Annotated in this window: 15 protein-coding genes; 7 read left to right on the forward strand and 8 right to left on the reverse strand. The window is 43.0% G+C overall.

Annotated elements, in window-relative coordinates; genetic code table 11:
- Window positions 1-231: 231 nt before the first annotated feature.
- From H6G32_RS10115 to H6G32_RS10125, 3 genes are all read right to left on the reverse strand, one after another.
- Window positions 232-2,388: an acylase gene (locus H6G32_RS10115; RefSeq protein ID WP_190457710.1), complete on the reverse strand. Its 2,157-nt coding sequence runs from the start codon at window positions 2,386-2,388 to the stop codon at window positions 232-234.
- 109 nt (window positions 2,389-2,497) lie between these two features.
- Window positions 2,498-2,902: an ExbD/TolR family protein gene (locus tag H6G32_RS10120; RefSeq protein ID WP_190457712.1), complete on the reverse strand. Its 405-nt coding sequence runs from the start codon at window positions 2,900-2,902 to the stop codon at window positions 2,498-2,500.
- Complete coding sequence (locus tag H6G32_RS10125) at window positions 2,886-3,542, reverse strand: MotA/TolQ/ExbB proton channel family protein (protein ID WP_190457714.1); 657 nt, start codon at window positions 3,540-3,542, stop codon at window positions 2,886-2,888. The genes H6G32_RS10120 and H6G32_RS10125 overlap by 17 nt, the downstream gene beginning before the upstream one ends.
- A 282-nt stretch (window positions 3,543-3,824) precedes the next feature.
- Between H6G32_RS10125 and H6G32_RS10130 the strand changes: the two genes are divergently transcribed.
- On the forward strand, window positions 3,825-5,447 hold the full coding sequence (locus H6G32_RS10130) for an energy transducer TonB (RefSeq protein WP_190457716.1): 1,623 nt from the start codon (window positions 3,825-3,827) through the stop codon (window positions 5,445-5,447).
- 652 nt (window positions 5,448-6,099) lie between these two features.
- On the opposite strand, the gene H6G32_RS10135 is transcribed toward H6G32_RS10130, so the two are convergent.
- From H6G32_RS10135 to H6G32_RS10145, 3 genes are all read right to left on the reverse strand, one after another.
- Window positions 6,100-7,236 carry a mechanosensitive ion channel family protein gene (locus H6G32_RS10135; protein ID WP_190457719.1) on the reverse strand — a complete coding sequence of 379 codons (1,137 nt, stop codon included), beginning with the start codon at window positions 7,234-7,236 and terminating at the stop codon, window positions 6,100-6,102.
- A 5-nt stretch (window positions 7,237-7,241) separates the two neighbouring features.
- Window positions 7,242-8,483, reverse strand: coding sequence for a mechanosensitive ion channel family protein (locus H6G32_RS10140; RefSeq protein WP_309232580.1), 1,242 nt, complete (start codon window positions 8,481-8,483; stop codon window positions 7,242-7,244).
- A 206-nt stretch (window positions 8,484-8,689) separates the two neighbouring features.
- Window positions 8,690-9,319, reverse strand: coding sequence for a hypothetical protein (locus H6G32_RS10145; protein WP_190457831.1), 630 nt, complete (start codon window positions 9,317-9,319; stop codon window positions 8,690-8,692).
- On the opposite strand from H6G32_RS10145, the gene H6G32_RS10150 reads away from it, so the two are divergent.
- A complete protein-coding gene (locus H6G32_RS10150; protein ID WP_190457721.1) occupies window positions 9,303-9,518 on the forward strand; it encodes a putative PEP-binding protein in 216 nt (71 codons plus the stop codon). The genes H6G32_RS10145 and H6G32_RS10150 overlap by 17 nt on opposite strands.
- A 54-nt stretch (window positions 9,519-9,572) precedes the next feature.
- The gene (locus tag H6G32_RS10155; RefSeq protein ID WP_190457723.1) at window positions 9,573-10,472 is read left to right on the forward strand and encodes a fatty acid desaturase family protein; all 900 of its coding nucleotides are present in this window, start codon (window positions 9,573-9,575) and stop codon (window positions 10,470-10,472) included.
- 628 nt (window positions 10,473-11,100) lie between these two features.
- Here the strand turns inward: H6G32_RS10155 and H6G32_RS10160 are convergent.
- Entirely contained in the window at window positions 11,101-11,238 is a 138-nt protein-coding gene (locus H6G32_RS10160; RefSeq protein WP_190457725.1) for a hypothetical protein, read from the reverse strand.
- Window positions 11,239-11,517: 279 nt separating this feature from the next.
- Between H6G32_RS10160 and H6G32_RS10165 the strand changes: the two genes are divergently transcribed.
- Window positions 11,518-12,819: a hybrid sensor histidine kinase/response regulator gene (locus tag H6G32_RS10165; protein WP_190457727.1), complete on the forward strand. Its 1,302-nt coding sequence runs from the start codon at window positions 11,518-11,520 to the stop codon at window positions 12,817-12,819.
- Between the two features lie 137 nt (window positions 12,820-12,956).
- Here the strand turns inward: H6G32_RS10165 and H6G32_RS10170 are convergent, their stop codons facing one another.
- Complete coding sequence (locus H6G32_RS10170) at window positions 12,957-14,519, reverse strand: NAD(P)H-quinone oxidoreductase subunit N (protein WP_190457729.1); 1,563 nt, start codon at window positions 14,517-14,519, stop codon at window positions 12,957-12,959.
- Window positions 14,520-15,253: 734 nt separating this feature from the next.
- Between H6G32_RS10170 and topA the strand changes: the two genes are divergently transcribed.
- The 3 genes from topA (at window position 15,254) to aroQ (ending at window position 18,817) form a co-directional block, all read left to right on the forward strand.
- Window positions 15,254-17,917 (forward strand): type I DNA topoisomerase, encoded by a 2,664-nt coding sequence (topA, locus tag H6G32_RS10175; RefSeq protein ID WP_190457730.1) that lies wholly within the window; start codon window positions 15,254-15,256, stop codon window positions 17,915-17,917.
- 275 nt (window positions 17,918-18,192) lie between these two features.
- Window positions 18,193-18,330: a hypothetical protein gene (locus tag H6G32_RS10180; protein WP_190457732.1), complete on the forward strand. Its 138-nt coding sequence runs from the start codon at window positions 18,193-18,195 to the stop codon at window positions 18,328-18,330.
- Window positions 18,331-18,340: 10 nt separating this feature from the next.
- On the forward strand, window positions 18,341-18,817 hold the full coding sequence (gene aroQ, locus H6G32_RS10185) for a type II 3-dehydroquinate dehydratase (RefSeq protein WP_190457734.1): 477 nt from the start codon (window positions 18,341-18,343) through the stop codon (window positions 18,815-18,817).
- Window positions 18,818-18,852: the final 35 nt, after the last annotated feature.

The raw sequence follows: 18,852 nt of genomic DNA on the forward strand, positions 1-18,852 counted from the left end.
CCTAAATCATTTGTGAAACTTGCAACCTCTCTGATTATTCTCTTTCCCTTGGCGTTCTACAGCCCTATGCCTAACGGCAGGCTTACGCCAACGGGCATCGCTGCGCGCGGGCGTCTTGGCGGTTCGTTTAAAAAAAAACTGTTCACAAATCAAATAGGATTGCTATAACTTGTTAGTATTTGTTAACTCTTATAGAACGGCAGAGAAACTCCACCCTTGCTGGCGTTAGGGTTAGAAAACCTGGCGTTGTTCTAAATGGGCCAGGATATCCGATCGCTCGCGCCAACAATCTCTTAGCTGTTGACGAGCAAACAGTGGCAATTGATCCTCAATATGGGGTGAACCGGGTTGAGTAGCATTACCGTAGCTGTTAAGTACCTTGGCTTTTACTGGTTGAGAAAACTCAATGGCCGCTACATAAGAATCACCCAGGACTGAGCGAAAACGCCCATTAGCAGTAGGTGCAAACCTGAGTACGCGGAAGATTCCCAGAAAGCCCGGGCCACCATTGGCAGGTAAGTCTAGATTGCCATATTGCAGCCGAAAAACATCTCCCCAAGGCACATCTAGCGCTCCATAAGCTTTTTCTACTTTTTTAGCTGCGGCTAGGAGTTTGGTAACGGCATCTTGAGGATCGGCTAAACCATCGGGTGTGTTCAGGGGAGATTTTTCACTCCAAGGGATGCTAAACCCTTGCTCTAAATCTATTTCTTCTGCCCAAGCGGCAAATAGTACTGCCCCCCGGCTATCGGCGTTGGTTTGTCTATCCCAAGCTGAGAGAACATCCGCTGCTCGTCGTCCTAATTCTCCTCCCTGCTGGCGAGCGATGGGAATCAAGTCATCAAGTAGCCGATCCGCTAGTTCCATCCGGGTTGAGTGCTTGTAAGCAATCATTTCCTCAAAAGAGATTTTTTCGTCTTCTAGCAGCATCCGCACCGAACGCTGGGGCCGAAAATCCATAAACCGTGGTGCCATGTAGGGCGGGTAGTTATCTGGGTTGATGGCTGTTGGAAACGTCGTTGTCCAAGGTGGGTCATTAGCATTTTGTAACCAGCCGCTGGCAGGGTTAACGATGCGGGGTAAATCCTGATAAGGATGGGTTTTTGTCCATAGGGTGGTAGATGTGTCTCCGGGAATCACACCTGTCCAGTATTCAAAGTCTCCCTGAGAGCGAATTGGTACTTGACCGTTAAACAGGTGCATGATGTTTCCCTGACGGTCTGCATACATCACGGTAAACATCGGGAGTTGCAAACGTTGGAGTGCTTTTTCAAACTGGTTGAGGTTTTTTGCCCGCGCCATATCCCACCACTGTTGCAGGATTCCTGATTGGTCAAGACCCACAACCCGCAATGCTAAGGCTTTTCCCTCTTGCTGTGTGACTACAGGCCCGTGGATAGAATGTTTGACTACTAGGGGTTGATCGATTAGGGTACCGTTTTGTTGCTTAACTTTTAATGGCAGGGTTTTGGTTTCAAAGTTCCGAACTTGACCATCAAAAAGATAACCTTTACCTTTTAATTTGAGTTTGTAGAGATCCCAACCATCAAAGGTGTTGACTGTATAAGTCCAACCCAAATTATCGTTAAAGGCGATCGCTAATACAGGAACCCCCAGGAGAGTTGCCCCATAAGCATCCATACCTGGTGCGGTCAGTTGGGCTTCGTACCACAGAAATAAGTCTGACCAAGGGACGTGTGGATTGGCAAGTAGCATCGCTGCACCACTGGCAGAATGTGAAGGTGCGATCGCCCAACCATTAGACCCTGCTTTTGGCTCCTGCTCACTAATACCTGCAACCTTTTCTGGACTGACGACAAAGGTAAAATGAAGTACCCGATTTAGGTGAGCAAGTACATCTTCTGGCTTGACTGGCAGTACTACCTCAACTTCATCGTCTATCAGATCCCCATGTTCCTGAGCATAAGCATTGATGCCTTTGGCAAAAGCATCAAGATATCTGCGAAAACTGGGACTCTGTGCCAAATACCAAGAACGAGCGCGTTCTGGAACTCCGGTAGTTAACACCCAACGGTCTGATTCTAGGTATTTCTCTCCCCAATATTCGGCAGCACGCCCCCGCGCTTGACCATAAAGCCGCAAAAGTAAGTTACCGTGACTTTGCATCTGTGCCCAGCCGAAGGCTTGAAAAGCACTGCGGTCATCTTGAGCGTAAATATGGGGCACACCATAGGTATCCCAAAGTATTTCCGTGGATTTGGGTGGAGCACTGATACTTTGACCGCCCACAACTACAGTTAAGATCAAACTGAGTATCAACGGTAAAATCCGAAATAATTTTTTTGGAAACACTCTGAGGATATGGCGTTTGCTGGGAGAGCGCCAAAAATCCACAAGCCCAAACAACTGTATATTGCTGATCAACATTGAATTGTCAACTTCAAAACTTTGATTTTAAAACCTTTGTAGAGACGTTGGATGCAACGTCTCTATAGTGTGGTCTACTCAACCGCAAACTGCCTTAACAGTAGATAGACTATTGGCGTTGAGTGGCGATCGCTAATTTTGCCCCCTTCACCTGACGCACCTGATCCATTACCTTCACTATTTGACCGTGTTCTACTTTTTCATCAGCATTAATAATCACCAAAGCTTCGGCGTTAGAACCAACTAAAATACGCACTTCCTCGCTCAAAGCATCAATGGTAGTTGGTTTGCGGTTCAGGCTCACCTGTCCTTGTGGGTCTACAGTCACGGTGATTTTTGTCGCTACCTGCTGTTGATTTGCCGTTGCCGCCTTCGGTAAATTTACAGGCAATCCTTCTGAACGTGTGAGAAATAGTGTTGACATGATAAAGAACGTCAAAATTGCAAATATCACATCAATCATCGGCACGATGTTAATCTGCACAGGAATATCTGGTTCATCTGGTAATCGCATAAGACTTCTCTCCTCCTCGTTCATAGCGACGGCGATAAAGTAATTCTAGATGTCCGCCATATTCCTGAATGAGTGCCATTTGCCGCTGATAGAGTCCTCGGAAGCTATTGGCGAAAAATAGGGTAAAAATAGCTACTACCAATCCTGAAGCCGTAGATACCAACGCTTCACTAATCCCCGCCGTTACACCCGTTGTTTTCGTACCTCCCACATCGCCAAGATTTAGAGAGGCAAAAGAAGCAATCAACCCTAACACCGTACCCAGAAGTCCCAGCAGTGGGGCCAAACCAATGATTGTGTCAAAGAAATTTTGAAAGCGTTTGAGTGAAGGTATCTCAGCTTGTGCTTCAGTTTCTAATGCTAGACGAAATTCCTCCGGAGTCGGCTCTTCTAATTCTAAAGCGGCAAGAAAAATTCGCGACAAAGGCAAATCTGCATTTTGTCGCAGTTTATCCACAGCACTCACGACATTATCGAGGCGATATAGATTCAATACCTCTCGGATCACACGGCTTTGACGGCGATTGATAATCACCCAAAACCGCACACGCTCCATGATCAATGCCACTGCCAATACTGAAAATGCCAGCAGGGGCCACATCACGACACCGCCTGCCGTAAACAGATTTTTAATTCCCATAAAATATACTGTGAGACTACTAGAACAGGGAGCAAGATTGCCAGTCTTTCTCAAAAAAGAGATTAGCTAAGATGAGAACATTTTTCAAGTTAATGATATTGTTATTACCATAAAATCTGAGATAATCAAATCGCTTTTTGAGAAAAGATATTGTCACTACCAGATAAAAATGCCTTTTAGACTGGTATGTAGCAATGTCAGGAGTTAAAAATTTTCTCCCTTGATATTTGTATCTAAGTATCATAGGATAACTAAATTAGTGATAATAGGTAGCAATAAGCTATGAGCTTTTCCGGCATTGCTTTTGAGCAACGATCCCAAGAAGCTGCGGCTCTCCGATCTTTTATGGTCTATAGTCTGATGGGTTCGCTAATCCTACACATTGGCGTATTCGCTTCAGGTATAGGCAATTTTTTAGCGATCGCGCCGGAAGCAGAAAATGAGCCGATAGAGGTGGCAATAGTTGATGCTCCAACTGAGTTGGTTGAACCACCACCCCAAGAGATCCTCACTGCAAGTGGTTCCCCTGGAGGTTCAGGAACAGTTGGAGGTAGTGAAATTGCACTGCAATCTCAACAACAGCCTGTAGAAGCGTCAACTGCGCCAGTACAAAAGTTTTTGGCTAATCTAAAAACCCCGCCAGTTCAACGATCATCCAACCAAACTAGCGAAGTAATTGAGAAACCAAAACCAGTTGAAACAGCCTCTTTTTCGCCAAAATCTCCATCCTTCAAGCCGGAAGTAACTACAAAACCTGACCCTGTGTCACAATCAGCATCAAGAAGCGAGTCTAACTCAGTGGCTAAAACTCCGTCTTCTCAACCTGTAGCACAACCTAATGGAAAACTCACAGAGCTGTTAAGGGGGTTAAGAGAAACTAGGGCCAGCCAGGGCACTGTGGGCAATAGTGCGATCGCATCAAATCAATCTAATGGAAACGGGCCTTCTACTGTTGTTAGAGGTACAGGTACTGGCTCAGGCTCAGGTACAGGCTCAGGTACAGGCTCAGGTACAGGCTCAGGCTCAGGTACAGGCTCAGGCTCAGGTACTGGCTCAGGCTCAGGTACTGGCAATCAACCAGGAAATGCTCCCTCAATAGCCACAGCACCAAGATATCCCAAGATAGAAACTCCATCAGAAAACAGTAATAATACGGGTAATTCTGCCGGCAATGGTCGAGCAGCTTGTCGCGAATGCAACGCTAAGTATCCAGAGGCTGCAAGAAGACGGAAAATTGAAGGTAGAGTGGAAGTGGCTGTTGATACTGACGAAAAAGGTAATGTTACTAATGTCCGGGTTGCTCGCTCCAGTGGGAACCGCGAATTAGATGAAGAGACCATTAGACAGGCGCGTGACTGGAAGTTAAAACCTGCATCTGGTGGTAGACAAGGAGTCTCAATCGCCACTGATTACGCTATTAGAGGCTCACGACGTCATCGCGAAGCCCAAGAACGTACTAGACAAAGAGAAACAGTAGCTAGACAAACTCAAACTACGGCTGCAAACCCAAATTCAACCGAAGAGGGTGCACCAAGACGCAGACGGCGGTTAATAGCAGCAATTAGTAATAATACAAGGGCTGCTTCCGAAGATACTAATACAACTAGATACAGGAGGAGGAGAGAGTCTACACCTTCATCTTCAGCCCCTGCGGCAACAAAACCCAGAGAATCTTCACTTGTTCGTCGGCTTCGTCGTCAGAGGGCAGAAACTCCTACAGCAAACCGGACACAGCCTCAAGGAGTAGCTGCCAATTCATCAACTAGATCACAAAGATCCAATAGGCGGCGACGCAGTGAGGAAGCTTCATCTCCCAGTCAAAGCAAGTTAAGGGCGTCTTTACGTCGTTTTCGCCAACAATCTCAATCGCCATCGGCTCCAACGCCTCCTACTGCAAGCGAATAAATCTAGGGAGCAACAGTTAGCTAAATCCGCAATTCGCCTCCCCCTTAGTCCTTCGCCTAGCGTCCCTAGGACTTACTTTCCTTGACAAATTTACCGTCTTTTCAGGTTTTTTTGATGCGTCTCTTTACCCATCCTACCTGTAGGTGCTGCCCAGCACGAATCATGATTTTTAACGACACAAACTATACCCCATATTTGCTATTTTCTGTCCGTTAAGTCCTAGTAGTCTGTCAAATAAATTTTGACGGATAAAGAAACCAACCGCGAAGGACGCTCGCGCGCAGCGTTCGCGAAGCGTGCCGTAGGCTCTTGCCCAAAGGGCTGTAGAGCGCGTTCGCGAAGCGTCTCGAAGAGAAGGAAGAAGGAAGAAGAAAAACTAAAAGATTTATTTACCCGTCAATTAGTTCTTGACAGACTACTAGTCCCTTGGAAAAAACCTGTCCAAAATTGGTAAGCCAACGCTTGTTGGCGGCTTATATAATCTCTTTTTCACACAAAATCTTGGGTGACGCCGCGCTGCGCACCGAGTTGACGCATTTAACGAATAGATTTTGGATAACTTTAATGAAACCCGAAGGGAATAAAAACAAGTGTTTTTGTTCGCGCAGCCTGCCCTAGGCAGATTTTGAATTTTGAATAGTTTAAGGCAAACTTAAATTGTCACAGGTGAATCCACATAGAGTGTTGGTTCTTGCATCGTGAAATCTATGCCATAAAAAATCAGCTTTTTAGAGATACCTTCATTCGCCAATTCTAGTAAACGCTTCCGGAAGTCAATCGAATTTTCATTTGAACCCAGAATAAAGAAACTCACCCTAGCGCGAGTTCCCGGCTGATCTTCTTGAGGGTATAAGTTAATTTTTGTACTATCAGGATCAATCCCAAATAAAGAACCGGTACTTTCTTTAACAACTTTTTCGAGCAATGCTTGTTCGGATTTGTCTAAGCTTCGAGGAAAATCAAGATAAAGCAAAACCATTACCTTTTTTCCCCTGGTAATATTTTCAACATCCGCATTTGCCATCATTGAGTTTGGCACAATGACAAGGGTACTTTTAGCAGGAGTTCTCAACTTAGTCGAACGTAAACCAATAGCTTCGACACGGGCAAATAATATACCTTGAGAACTTAAATTTATCCGAATATATTCTCCAGGAACAAAAGGACGATCTAGATACAAAACAATTGTTCCTAAAAGCTGTTCCAAGGTATTTTGAGCCGCAAAAGCAACTGCTATTCCCCCAATACCTAAACCAGCAAGTAGCCCAATTAAATTAATATTCTGGCTCTGAGCAAATGCCAAAGCGGAAATAAACCCAATAATGGTATTAGCAATAGTTTCAAAAACCAGCAGTAATTCATCAACTTCTAGACCAATTTTCCGAAGCAAATCAATTCCGTAGATTCGTAACATTTGCCTAAATAAGCCTGATGCTAATGTAGCCAAACTGATAACTACTGCTAAGTTGATGAAAAATTTTAAAAATTGATAAAATCCTGCATATATTTGAATAAAATTTAAACAGAAGCTAATCAGAAATAAAGTACCTGTAACTTGAAGAACTTTTTCTAGGGGGGTAATTAAGCTTTCATAAATCCTTGCTATTTGTTGGGGCGAAAATCTCCGAATGATTGTGCTTATAATCTGAGCAGTATATTTCCCAATTAGTAAAGACAGGATAATAAACAGAAAGAATAAGCCGAAGTTTACTCCCAGTAAGATAAAAAACTTACGTGTTTCCTCATCCAAAAGAAGCCATTTTTTTATATTCGTTAGCAGAATTTCCATTGTCGTTAGATAGTAATGGGTGCATCAATATTGACTGGTTTCTCTTCGATATCAAAAGAAATGCCGTATTCTTTCAGTTGCAGAGTAATATTTTGTTTGGCCATATCTAATAACTGATGGCGCATATCCATTCCCATTTCACCATAACCAAGAATAAAAAAGTTAATTTGAGCTTGGGTAACATTAGAATTTTCATTTTGAAAAACATCTTTGAAGTTTACCACGGTATTGCGAGAGTCGATTCCAAATAAATCTTTGGTACTTTCTAAAATTACTTGACGAATCAAAGCTTTTTCCTGTTCAGGAATGTTTTGATAGAAATTTAAATAAATTAGGGAAACAACTTTTCTGGCTACTGTGAAGTTTTCAATGCTTGTTTGAGTCAGAGAACTATTAGGAATTATAGTTAATGTCCCTTTCCCAGAATTACGAATTTTAGTAGAACGTAAACCAATTGATTCAACTTTACCAAATGTGCCATCAGGTAAGCCGATATAGTCATCAACTACAAAAGGTTTATCAATATAAATGACGATTCCGCCTAGTAATTGCTGTAAAGTTTCTTGAGCAGCAAAAGCAATGGCTAATCCCCCAATTCCTAAACTTGCTATTAAACCCAATACATTGATTTGATGTATTTGAGCAAAAATTAGAATGATGGTAACACAAATGACTGTGTCTGCTAAAAAGTTAACTACTACTAACAACTCACCATTGATTTTTCCCTTGATTGCAGATTCTCGCAGGTAAGCATCAAAAAACTTGTCAAACAAGCGAGAGCCTAACCAGCCAACTGCAACAGTTAGTGATAAACCAAGAGCAACTTCTAAATATTTGAGCCAATCTGGCTTAGGAATAATTAGGAGCGTCAAGTCAAGAAATATCAAACTAGTAACTATTCCTAACTTCTTTTCGTAAGGAGAAAAAACTTGCCCATAGATTTTTCTCCCTTGAGAAGATAAGAAGCGATGTGTGAGTAATTCATTCATTTTTTTGAATAAAAATACCAAAAAGAACAAAAAGGCCACAAACAAGACTGCTATCCCTGCCGAAAAACCGATAATTGCGAGGGTGGTTAGATTATCTTGAATTGCTTGAGAGAAGATGTCCACAATATAATCAACTCCTTTAGGCTTAGATGGGATAGTCAAACGATTTTGTACCCAAACACAGCCAAACTTAGCTATGTGAGCAGTGAATCTATGGATAATGGGTATTGATTTTTTGTGCCAGACGTATCTTACCACGGTACGGTGCTGCAAGATACAAGCTAAAAAAAGTGAGGAAAGAATGTAAAAATCAGACAATTGAACTAGGGATTGGGGATTCAAACCCCAAGTTGCGTTGTAAAAAAAATCCCGCTTACATCAAGATGGTGTTGAGAAGATTCAGTTCGCTGGATACCATAAAATAGCGATCGCTAAAAGTGGTTTCTAATTGGCTAAAAACCCACCTACCTGCCACAGCTACCCAAGGAAACCTTTGATACTGCGCTATTACAGGCATTACTAACATCTGCTAACAGACTGGTGACTCGATGCACATATTCGGCTAACATTTGGTGTCCGGGTTGCAGATGGGTGCGGCTATGTTCTGCGATCGCCTGCATAATCCGAAAGGTAATCGTCAATCTCACTCTCGCTAATGCTTCATCGTCTAAGAAGTTCAAAAAACGAGTTAATTGACTATTTGCTCCCTCTTTCTCGGCTTTGAGACTATCAATAGATGACTCGATCTCATCTTCATCCGCATCACGATTATTTTGCAGATGATCTTTTACCGCACTGCACATATGCTCAAAGTAATCATCAGCCTCAATGCGTTCTAGGGCTGAAATTACTTTGGCTATAGGTTTACTTTCAGTATTAGCCTTAGTATCTGCTGGAAATTCTATGGGTACGAGGGTAGCCGTATTAGCTTGATTATAAAAATTAGTACCTGCTGCTTTCGCTAGGTGCTTAAGCTGTTTAGCCGTTTCGTCTAAACTTAAGTATAGCCAAGGTGTCAAGTAAATTAACTTACTGCTGGTACTTCTTAAAAGTGCTGTTTTTTGTAGTACGTACACAATGGCAAAATTGATCATTCACATCTTAGACATAGGCGACGACAAACCACTTCCCTACCTTAAGATAGGGGTTTACGACGTCCATCCTCTTTTAGACTGGAGGAGCATCCGGTTATGCCTCGATTATCTAGATATATTCAAAACTCAGTTAGGGGATATTTTGCAGGCTAGTACTCTGTCAAGCAAAGCGGTACTAGTCTCAAACAACATTTATTAAATTTGACATATTCCCGGCGCTTGGCCAATTCCATAGCGCTGGATGCGATATTTTATGACACAACTCAAGCCAAGTGACTTTGTAGAACAGAACAACTTCAAAGCGTCCTTAGCTTTGTTCAGAGATTGGAGTGCGATTTTTTTGGTAGCTGCTTTCAGCATTTGGGCAAATAATATATTTGTTTATTTCCTCTCCATTTGGATTATTGGCTTATTTCAATTTGCTCTCGGAGAAGTACTAACCCATGAGGCATCACATTACAACTTATTTAAAAAAAGAGAGTGGAACGAAAACTTAGAGCTTCTCTACGCTTTTCCTGTCATTAGCACAGTTGCCAATTATCGTAAACATCATTTACCTCATCATAAATATTTAGGCAAAAAGCAAGATTATTCAATTGCGCTTTATGAACAAATAGGGGTATACAAACCCAATAATAACCTATTCTTTATCTGGTTTATTCAGCCCTTAATTGGATTAGCTACCTTCTATCTTTTTCTTGGTTTACATACGGGAATATATTATGAGCTAAAGCTTTTGGACTATCGTCCGTTCCAGAATGGTTTTAAATTATCTATTTTTTGGCTGTTGATTATTCTCACTTTCTATCTTTCAGGCAATTTCCATCTACTAATTCTGTATTGGTTTATTCCTCTACTATGGCCTTTTGCCTGTTTTATATATTGGTCAGAACTACGGGATCATTTTAATACTCAGTCAGGAACCAGGTCAAACATTAGTTTTCTGACTAACCTTTTAGTTCATAACCGTGGATATCATTATGTCCATCACCTTTACCCCACGATCCCCTGGTACAAGCTTCCAGAAGCTCAAAAAGCCTTGTGTCCAGATTTGCCAGATACTGCAAATGGTTTCTTCGACACATATAGGCAATTGGCGATAACACATAAACAATTCAAAATTCAAAATTCAAAATTCAAAATTCAAAATTGAAAACTGTTACATCACCCGACTGTAGTAAGAGTGAAGACATATCAAAATTCAAAATTCAAAATTCAAAATTGAAAACTGTTACATCACCCGACTGTAGTAAGAGTGAAGACATATCAAAATTCAAAATTCAAAATTCAAAATTGAAAACTGTTACATCACCCGACTGTAGTAAGAGTGAAGACATATCAAAATTCAAAATTCAAAATTCAAAATTGAAAACTGTTACATCACCCGACTGTAGCAAGAGTGAAGACATACGCTCTTAGCCATTGGTGTCAACTTAAGCTTAAATCGGCGGATAGAAACCGCAACTACACAGGCAAGAGGCAAAGCTGCTTCTCTTCGGGAAGGACACCTGCATGGGTTTCAAACATCTAGTTTTTCCTTAGTCCAGGTCGGTGGACTATCCCTACAGGACGCTACGCGAAGGTTTGTATAGCCGTGTATCCCTTACGGGAGCCGGAGGTATCTTTCTAATCGCCCTGGCTCTAAGTTGACCTCATGGCTAAGGGCGTTGCTGTAGGGTATGGGTATTAGACCCTAACATTCTGATAAAATAATCACTGATCATTCTCTGTGATCTCAAGCAACTCGCCCGGAACAGCAGTGGGTTTCATGATACCGATAGCTAAATTGTCTTTCTGGTGACTTGCTTGACTTCCATCGCTGTGGTGTTGATACTGTTTAAACTCATACCAGTCAACCGTTGTGCAATGTCCCAGTTTGGTATTAGATATTTATCCCAGGGGTCTATTGACGCAGCCATTATTGGTAAGTTTTCTCCAGCAACTGTTCTATTGTGGGAGTTTCTGGGAACTATAAGGTGGCAACACCTGGCAATAGGAGTAAAAAACGCGAATAAAAACAATCCACGAGCCATTAGCTTTATGTGGCTATAGCTAATACTGATATTAATCTCTATAAAATCATAGTCCCAAACCAGAATAGTTAGCAATATTGCCTTAAATAGCCCAGTAAATTAACCTAAAAAGACTAATAAAATGAACAAAAAAAATAATTAAAAATTAATTTGGCAGGAATGAAGATGAATAATATACAAGAAGAAAATAGTTTAATTTTAGTAGTTGATGATACCGCTACTAACCTAGAAATTATCTCGTATTTGTTGATAGATGCAGGTTTTGAAGTGACTACGGCGATTGATGGAGAAAAAGCTCTCAAGCAGGTTCAATCTAGACAGCCGCATTTAATTTTGTTAGATATAATGATGCCAGGAATAGATGGCTTCGAGACCTGTAAAAGATTAAAGGAAAATCCGGAAACTAGTGATATTCCCATAATTTTCATGACTGCCATTATTGATACAGAAAGTAAAGTAAAAGGTCTAAATTTAGGCGCAGTTGATTACATCATTAAACCCTTTCAAAAGGATGAAGTATTAGCTCGGATTAAAACCCATCTGCAATTGCGAAATTTAACTAAAAGTTTAGAAACACGAGTATTAGAAAGAACTGCGGAACTTTCCCAGGCATTAAATGACCTTCAAGAATCTCAACTCCAGCTGATACAGAAGGAAAAAATGTCTGCTTTGGGCAATCTTGTAGCTGGAGTAGCACACGAAATCAACAATCCCGTTGGGTTTATTGCTGGTAATTTACAACCTGCGACGAACTATATACAGGATTTATTTCGCATCATCGACCTCTATCAAAAGTACTATCCTGAGCCAGTTCCAGAAATTCACGAGGAAATCGCAGCCATTGATCTGGAATATATACGTACCGATTTGCCTAATTTGATAGCCTCCATGAAAGAGGGTGTTCAGCGTATTCGCAATATCAGCACTAGTCTGCGAACCTTTTCGAGAGCAGATAGCGATCGCAAAACTTCCTGCAATATTCATGATGGCATCAACAGCACCCTGATGATTCTCAAACACCGCTTAAAGGCAACATCAGCCCGTCCGGATATTCAAGTATTCAGAAATTACAGCAATTTACCCCCAATAGAATGCTTCAGCGGACTACTAAATCAGGTATTTATGAATTTGCTAGCTAATGCGATTGATGCTTTAGAAGAATCCAATTCTGGGCGGAGTTTCCATGATATTCAGGCAAATCCTCATCAAATTAAAATTCAGACTGCTCTCACTGAAGATAAAAATCATGTCATGATTCGGATTCAAGATAATGGGGTGGGTATGTCAGATGAAACTCAGGAAAGAATCTTTAACAATTTATTCACCACCAAGCCCATAGGTCAAGGCACAGGGTTAGGATTATCAATTGCCCGGCAAATCATTGTCGAAAAACACAGGGGAACTCTACAGGTAAAATCAATTCTGGGAAAGGGTTCGGAGTTTCTGATTACTATTCCTACCCATTAGAACACCAAGCATCAACTTCTTTATTATTTTAACTTTTAACTTTTAATTTTTAATTTTTAACTTTTAACTTTTAATGGGTAATTGGGCATGGGGCAGAGGAGAAGTACTTTCCCCATTACCCATTACCCATTACCAACCTACAAAGCTTCTGGTTGCTCAGTGGTAATTATGCTTGCCTGAGTGTTGACAATTATTGCTGCTTGCAACATGGGAGTATTAGCAACTGAATTGTTTGCTAAGGTAAACAGCGGATTTGACAAAATCCCTGCTATCGTAGTGGCGATTAAAGTCACTATCAACCCTACCTGCAAAGGTCTAAATCCTGGCAAATTCCAACGTATTTCTGGATAATTTTTGACTACGTCGGACATTTCTTGAGGTTCTTTGACTACCATCATCTTAACTACGCGAATGTAGTAGTAGATGGAGACGACGCTGGTAACTAGTCCCAGCAAAACTAACCAGTAAAGACCGGCTTGCCAACCGGCCCAAAACAAGTAAATCTTCCCGAAAAACCCAGCTAGTGGGGGAATTCCACCCAAGGAAAGCAGGGAGATACTCAACGCCAATGTTAGGAGTGGATCTTTTTGATACAAACCAGAGTATTCGGCTATCTGGTCGGTTCCTGTCCGCAGGGAGAACAGAATGATGCAGGTAAAGCCGCACAGGTTCATGAACAGATAGACCAGCAGGTAAAATAGCATACTGGAATATCCAGCGTTAGTACCAGCAATCAAGCCAATCATCACAAACCCAGCTTGGGCAATGGATGAATAAGCTAGCATCCGTTTCATGCTGGTTTGTGCTAGGGCAACTACGTTACCCAACACCATACTCAGAACGGCGAGGGCCGTGAAGACAAATTTCCATTCCTCAGCGACGAGGGGGAAGGCTGTTGTCAGTAAGCGGATAGCTAGGGCAAACCCAGCTGCTTTGGAACCGACAGATAAAAAGGCGATTACTGGGGTGGGAGCACCTTCGTAAACGTCTGGTGTCCACTGGTGGAAAGGTGCGGCGGAGATTTTGAAGCCAATACCGGCAATTACGAAAACCAGGGCAATTACCAAACCTAATGATTGACCAACTTTAGCTGTGGCAATACCGTTGGCGATCGCATTTAATTCCGTTTGTCCACCGGATAGACCATATAGTAGCGATACACCGTATAAAAATACGGCTGTGCTGGAAGCTCCAATTAACAGGTATTTCAGCGCCGCTTCGTTAGAGCGTGGGTCACGCTTAGTATAACCTGTCAATAAATAAGAGGAAATACTCAGGGTTTCTAGTGAGATGAAAATCATCACCAACTCATTAGCCCCGGAGAGAAACATCCCTCCTAAGGTAGCAGTTAGCAAAATCGCGATGAATTCTGCTAAAGCGGTGCCACTCTGCTCAATGTAGCGAATTGACATCAGGATTGTGGTAACAGCAGACAAAGCAATGATCCCGCGAAAGACAATGCTGAGGTCGTCACCATTAAAGGCACCACTAAAAGAAATGGGATTGGTAGCATCCCATTGGAAATATAGGGCGACAATCGAAGCTAGTAAACCTGCGATCGCTAGATATCCAATCCAGCGTGCGGATGTGCGCCCCAAAATCAAATCAACAATCAAAACCCCTAAGAGGGTGATAATTACAATCCCCTCTGGTAAAATCGTTCCAGCATTTAACTGGGATGCAAGATTAGCAAAATCCATGAGATGTATAGGTTTTGGCGATCAGAAGTTAAGGCTAACTCTGTTTATTCTATCTATTGTTCTTCACCAAAATTGCATTCATCTATCAGTCTTAAAAATTAAGATGTGGAAAAGACTAATTTTCATCCAGCTTCTAGGGACAACAAAGCCCTGAGGAATGGGGTGCTGATGTCCGGTATCTTCCGCTGCTGCCAAAGTTAAGTCAGGTATCTTTTGTCCTTCAATTTATGGCACAGGCAGTAGAATGACATCACCTTGACGAATTAGTTCCATAGTTTGGTCTCTACGGGATGGGTATAAACCCTACTTCGCTTTTACTCTCAAGTTTGATTTAATTTTGGCACAACCTCTATGGGTTCAGGTAAGAGAGGGAGTGGCAAATGGGGAAAGTGAGGTAATCTATAATTTATAAATTTGAATTTCTCCTATCCCCCAGTCCTCAACGACAGAAGGTATCACAGTATTACACTTCAGGGGTATTTTGAAAACTGTATTCGCCAATTATGCGCTAGATAAGTTAAAGATTGAAATAGCTGGCATTCCACACCCGGCGTTTACTTCCCCAGACATCTGGGAAGAACTGCGCCTGGAGTTGAGCGGATTTTCGCCCTAACGGGCAGTTTGTGTGAGGATTAAATCACCGCCCTCAGGGTGACGTTTTATCTTGACATTTCGCTGAAATTATCTCAATTTGACTGTTTAGCTTTGCAGCTATTCTTTTTTTTGAAATTTCCATGTCAACCCTCGTCATCGTCGAATCTCCGACCAAAGCTCGTACCATTCGCAACTACCTACCAAAAGACTATCGGGTAGAAGCGTCTATGGGTCATGTGCGTGATTTACCCCAGTCAGCAAGCGAAATTCCCGCTGCTGTCAAAGGGGAAACATGGGCGCAGCTCGGGGTAAATATAGACGCCGACTTTGAACCGGTGTATGTAGTCCCCAAGGATAAAAAGAAAATTGTCACCCAACTCAAAGAGGCTCTAAAAGATGTCGATGAATTAATCCTGGCAACTGACGAAGACCGGGAAGGTGAAAGCATTAGTTGGCATTTATACCAATTGCTCAAGCCAAAAGTACCGACTAAGCGGATGGTGTTTCACGAAATTACCCAAGAAGCCATCAAAAAAGCTTTGAAAAACTGCCGCACTATTGATGAAAAGTTGGTTCGTGCCCAAGAAACCCGGCGGATTTTAGATCGATTGGTAGGATACACCCTATCTCCCCTGCTATGGAAAAAAATCGCCTGGGGATTATCCGCTGGGCGGGTGCAATCTGTAGCGGTGCGGCTTTTAGTCACCAAAGAACGCCAACGCCGTGCTTTCCATGAAGGTACATACTGGGATTTAAAAGCTAGCTTGGTGCAGGAAAAAACCCCCTTTAGCGCCCAGTTGGTCAACTTGGGAGGAACCAAAATCGCGACCGGCAGCGATTTCGACCCCGCGACGGGAAAAATTACCGCTGGGCGCAATGTCGTGTTATTGACAGAGCAACAAGCAGTCGCTCTCAAAGAACGTCTAACGGGGAAAACCTGGAATGTAGCGGACATCGAAGAACGCCCAGTAACGCGCAAACCTGCGCCACCCTTTACAACTTCGACCCTGCAACAAGAATCTAACCGCAAGTTGCGCCTCTCGGCACGAGACACGATGCGTATTGCCCAGAAGTTGTATGAGCAAGGGTATATTACCTATATGCGTACAGATTCGGTGCATTTGTCAGAGCAGGCGATCGCCGCAGCCCGTAACTGTGTAGAACAACTTTACGGCAAACCTTACCTCAGCCCCCAACCAAGGCAATACACAACCAAATCTAAAGGCGCACAAGAAGCCCACGAAGCCATTCGCCCAGCAGGTAGCAGCTTCCGCACTCCCCAAGAAACTGGTTTAGGCGGTCGGGAACTTGCCTTATACGACTTAATTTGGAAGCGCACCGTCGCTAGCCAAATGGCGGACTCTCGGCAAACACAAATCACTGTACAGCTACAAGTTGAAGACGCGGGTTTTCGTTCTTCTGGCAAACGCATTGATTTTCCCGGTTTTTTACGGGCATACGTCGAAGGTTCCGACGATCCTGAAGCAGCACTGGAAGACCAAGAAGTAATTTTGCCGCCGCTGAAAGTTGGGGATCATCCCAAGTGTAATGACTTGGAAGCCGTTGGTCACGAAACCCAACCCCCAGCCAGGTACACCGAAGCCACTCTCGTCAAAACCCTAGAAAGTGAAGGCATTGGCCGTCCCAGTACCTACGCCAGCATCATCGGCACCATCATCGACAAGGGTTATGCCCAATTGGTGAGTAATGCCCTCATCCCCACTTTCACCGCCTTCGCCGTTACCGACCTGCTGGAAAAATATTTCCCCGATATTGTTGATCCCAGCTTTACCTCCAAGATGGAGCAAACTCTCGATGACATCGCTGATGGCGAAGTTGAGTGGTTACCCTACTTGCGGAATTTCTATTTGGGAGAGAAAGGTCTAGAAACCCTGGTTAAGGAACAGGAAAGCCAAATTGATGCAACTCTTGCCAGAACAGTAGCACTGGAAAACTTAGATGCTAAAGTCCGTATTGGTAAATATGGGCCCTACATCGAAGTCGAAAATGGTGACGGTGTTGTTACCGCTTCCATTCCCAAAGACCTGACACCAGCTGACCTCGATCCCAAACAGGTAGAAGTAATACTGCGGCAAAAAACCAGTGGGCCTGACCAAGTTGGTCGCCATCCCGAAACCGGTGAACCGATTTATGTAAAAATCGGTACTTATGGGCCCTATGTCCAGTTAGGTGACAAGACCGACGAAAATCCCAAACCCAAACAAGCTTCTCTACCCAAAGGTGTCACACCAGAAAATGTCACCCTGGATTTGGCTGTTGGTCTTTTGGCACTACCACGAACATTGGGAGTTCATCCAGTAACCAGTGGCAAAATTCAAGCCAGTTTAGGACGCTTTGGCCCTTATGTCGTTCATGACCAGGGTAAGGAAGGGAAAGACTATCGCTCATTGAAAGCTGTTGACAATGTATTGACAATTTCTCTAGAACGTGCATTAGAGTTGTTGTCTGAACCGAAAAAGGGACGCACCTCTACAAATAGCAAGTCAAAGGCTGCCTTACGGGAATTGGGTACCCATCCTGAGGAGGGGTCACCAATAAACATCTATGATGGGCCCTATGGACCTTACATTAAGCATGGCAAAACTAATGTGAGCATTCCAGAAGGTCAAAAGGTGGAAGATGTAACCCTGTCTACAGCGCTGACATTGCTGGAAGCTAAAGCCTCAACCGCCAAATCTCCGCGCAAGACCAATGGTAAATCAACGACTTCTAAATCTAAGTCGTCAACTACTAAGTCTTCCACTAAGTCGCCAACGACCAGCACGAAAAAAAAAGATACGTAAGGCCAGTTAATGTCAACCGTCAAGAGTCGAAAGTCCATCATCAGCGAGTTTTTTGACTCTTGACCAATGACTAATGACTAATGACTAACTGGTAGGTTGCTAATGTGATACTCTTATAGGTAAGGGAGAACACAAGACCAAATTTTAAAAGTGGTTCATGCCCCAAAAAAGGCAGTGTGTCAACGCCTTTCTTCAGCCAAAGGTGCAAAAATACCCAGTTTCTGCCAAGAGAGTTAATCAAAAATTGAGGTAGTATCTCAGGAGCGGTCAGTTCAATGGACTATATAGAAAAGGTACTGGAAAAGCTTAAGGAATTAGCACGCAAGCTAATTGAAGCCTTACTGGGGCCAGAGGTTGAGCCGGAACCGGAACTGATTCCGATTCCTGTAAACGATCGCTCGCGCCGTCGCTAAGATTCTCAAGATGCTGGAGTTGACGTTGCCACCAATAAGTATTCTAGTACTGCATGGGCCCAACCTAAATTTGCTAGGACAGCGCGAACCAGGAATTTATGGTTCCTTGACCTTGCCGGAAATTAACCGCCTTTTAGCAGCAGCAGCAATCAAGTTACAGGCGAAGGTTATTCCTGTGCAGTCAAATCATGAAGGAATTTTAGTAGATAGTATTCATGAGGCATTAGGGCAATATCAGGGAATTTTAATCAATGCGGGGGCATATACCCATACAAGTGTGGCATTAAGAGATGCGATCGCTGCTGTGAATTTGCCTACAGTAGAAGTCCACCTAAGTAACATCTACCGCCGAGAAGATTTCCGCCATCATTCTTTCATCGCCCCGGTAGCCATTGGCCAAATTAGTGGCTTTGGTGTCCAAAGCTATTTGTTGGGCTTACAAGCTTTAGTTGATTATCTCAGAAAAGATGAAAGAGCAAGTACCTAGGTAAGCATAAATTAACATAGAGGTAACATAGAGGC

The sequence above is a fragment of the Cylindrospermum sp. FACHB-282 genome, assembly GCF_014697195.1.
GTDB lineage: Bacteria > Cyanobacteriota > Cyanobacteriia > Cyanobacteriales > Nostocaceae > Cylindrospermum.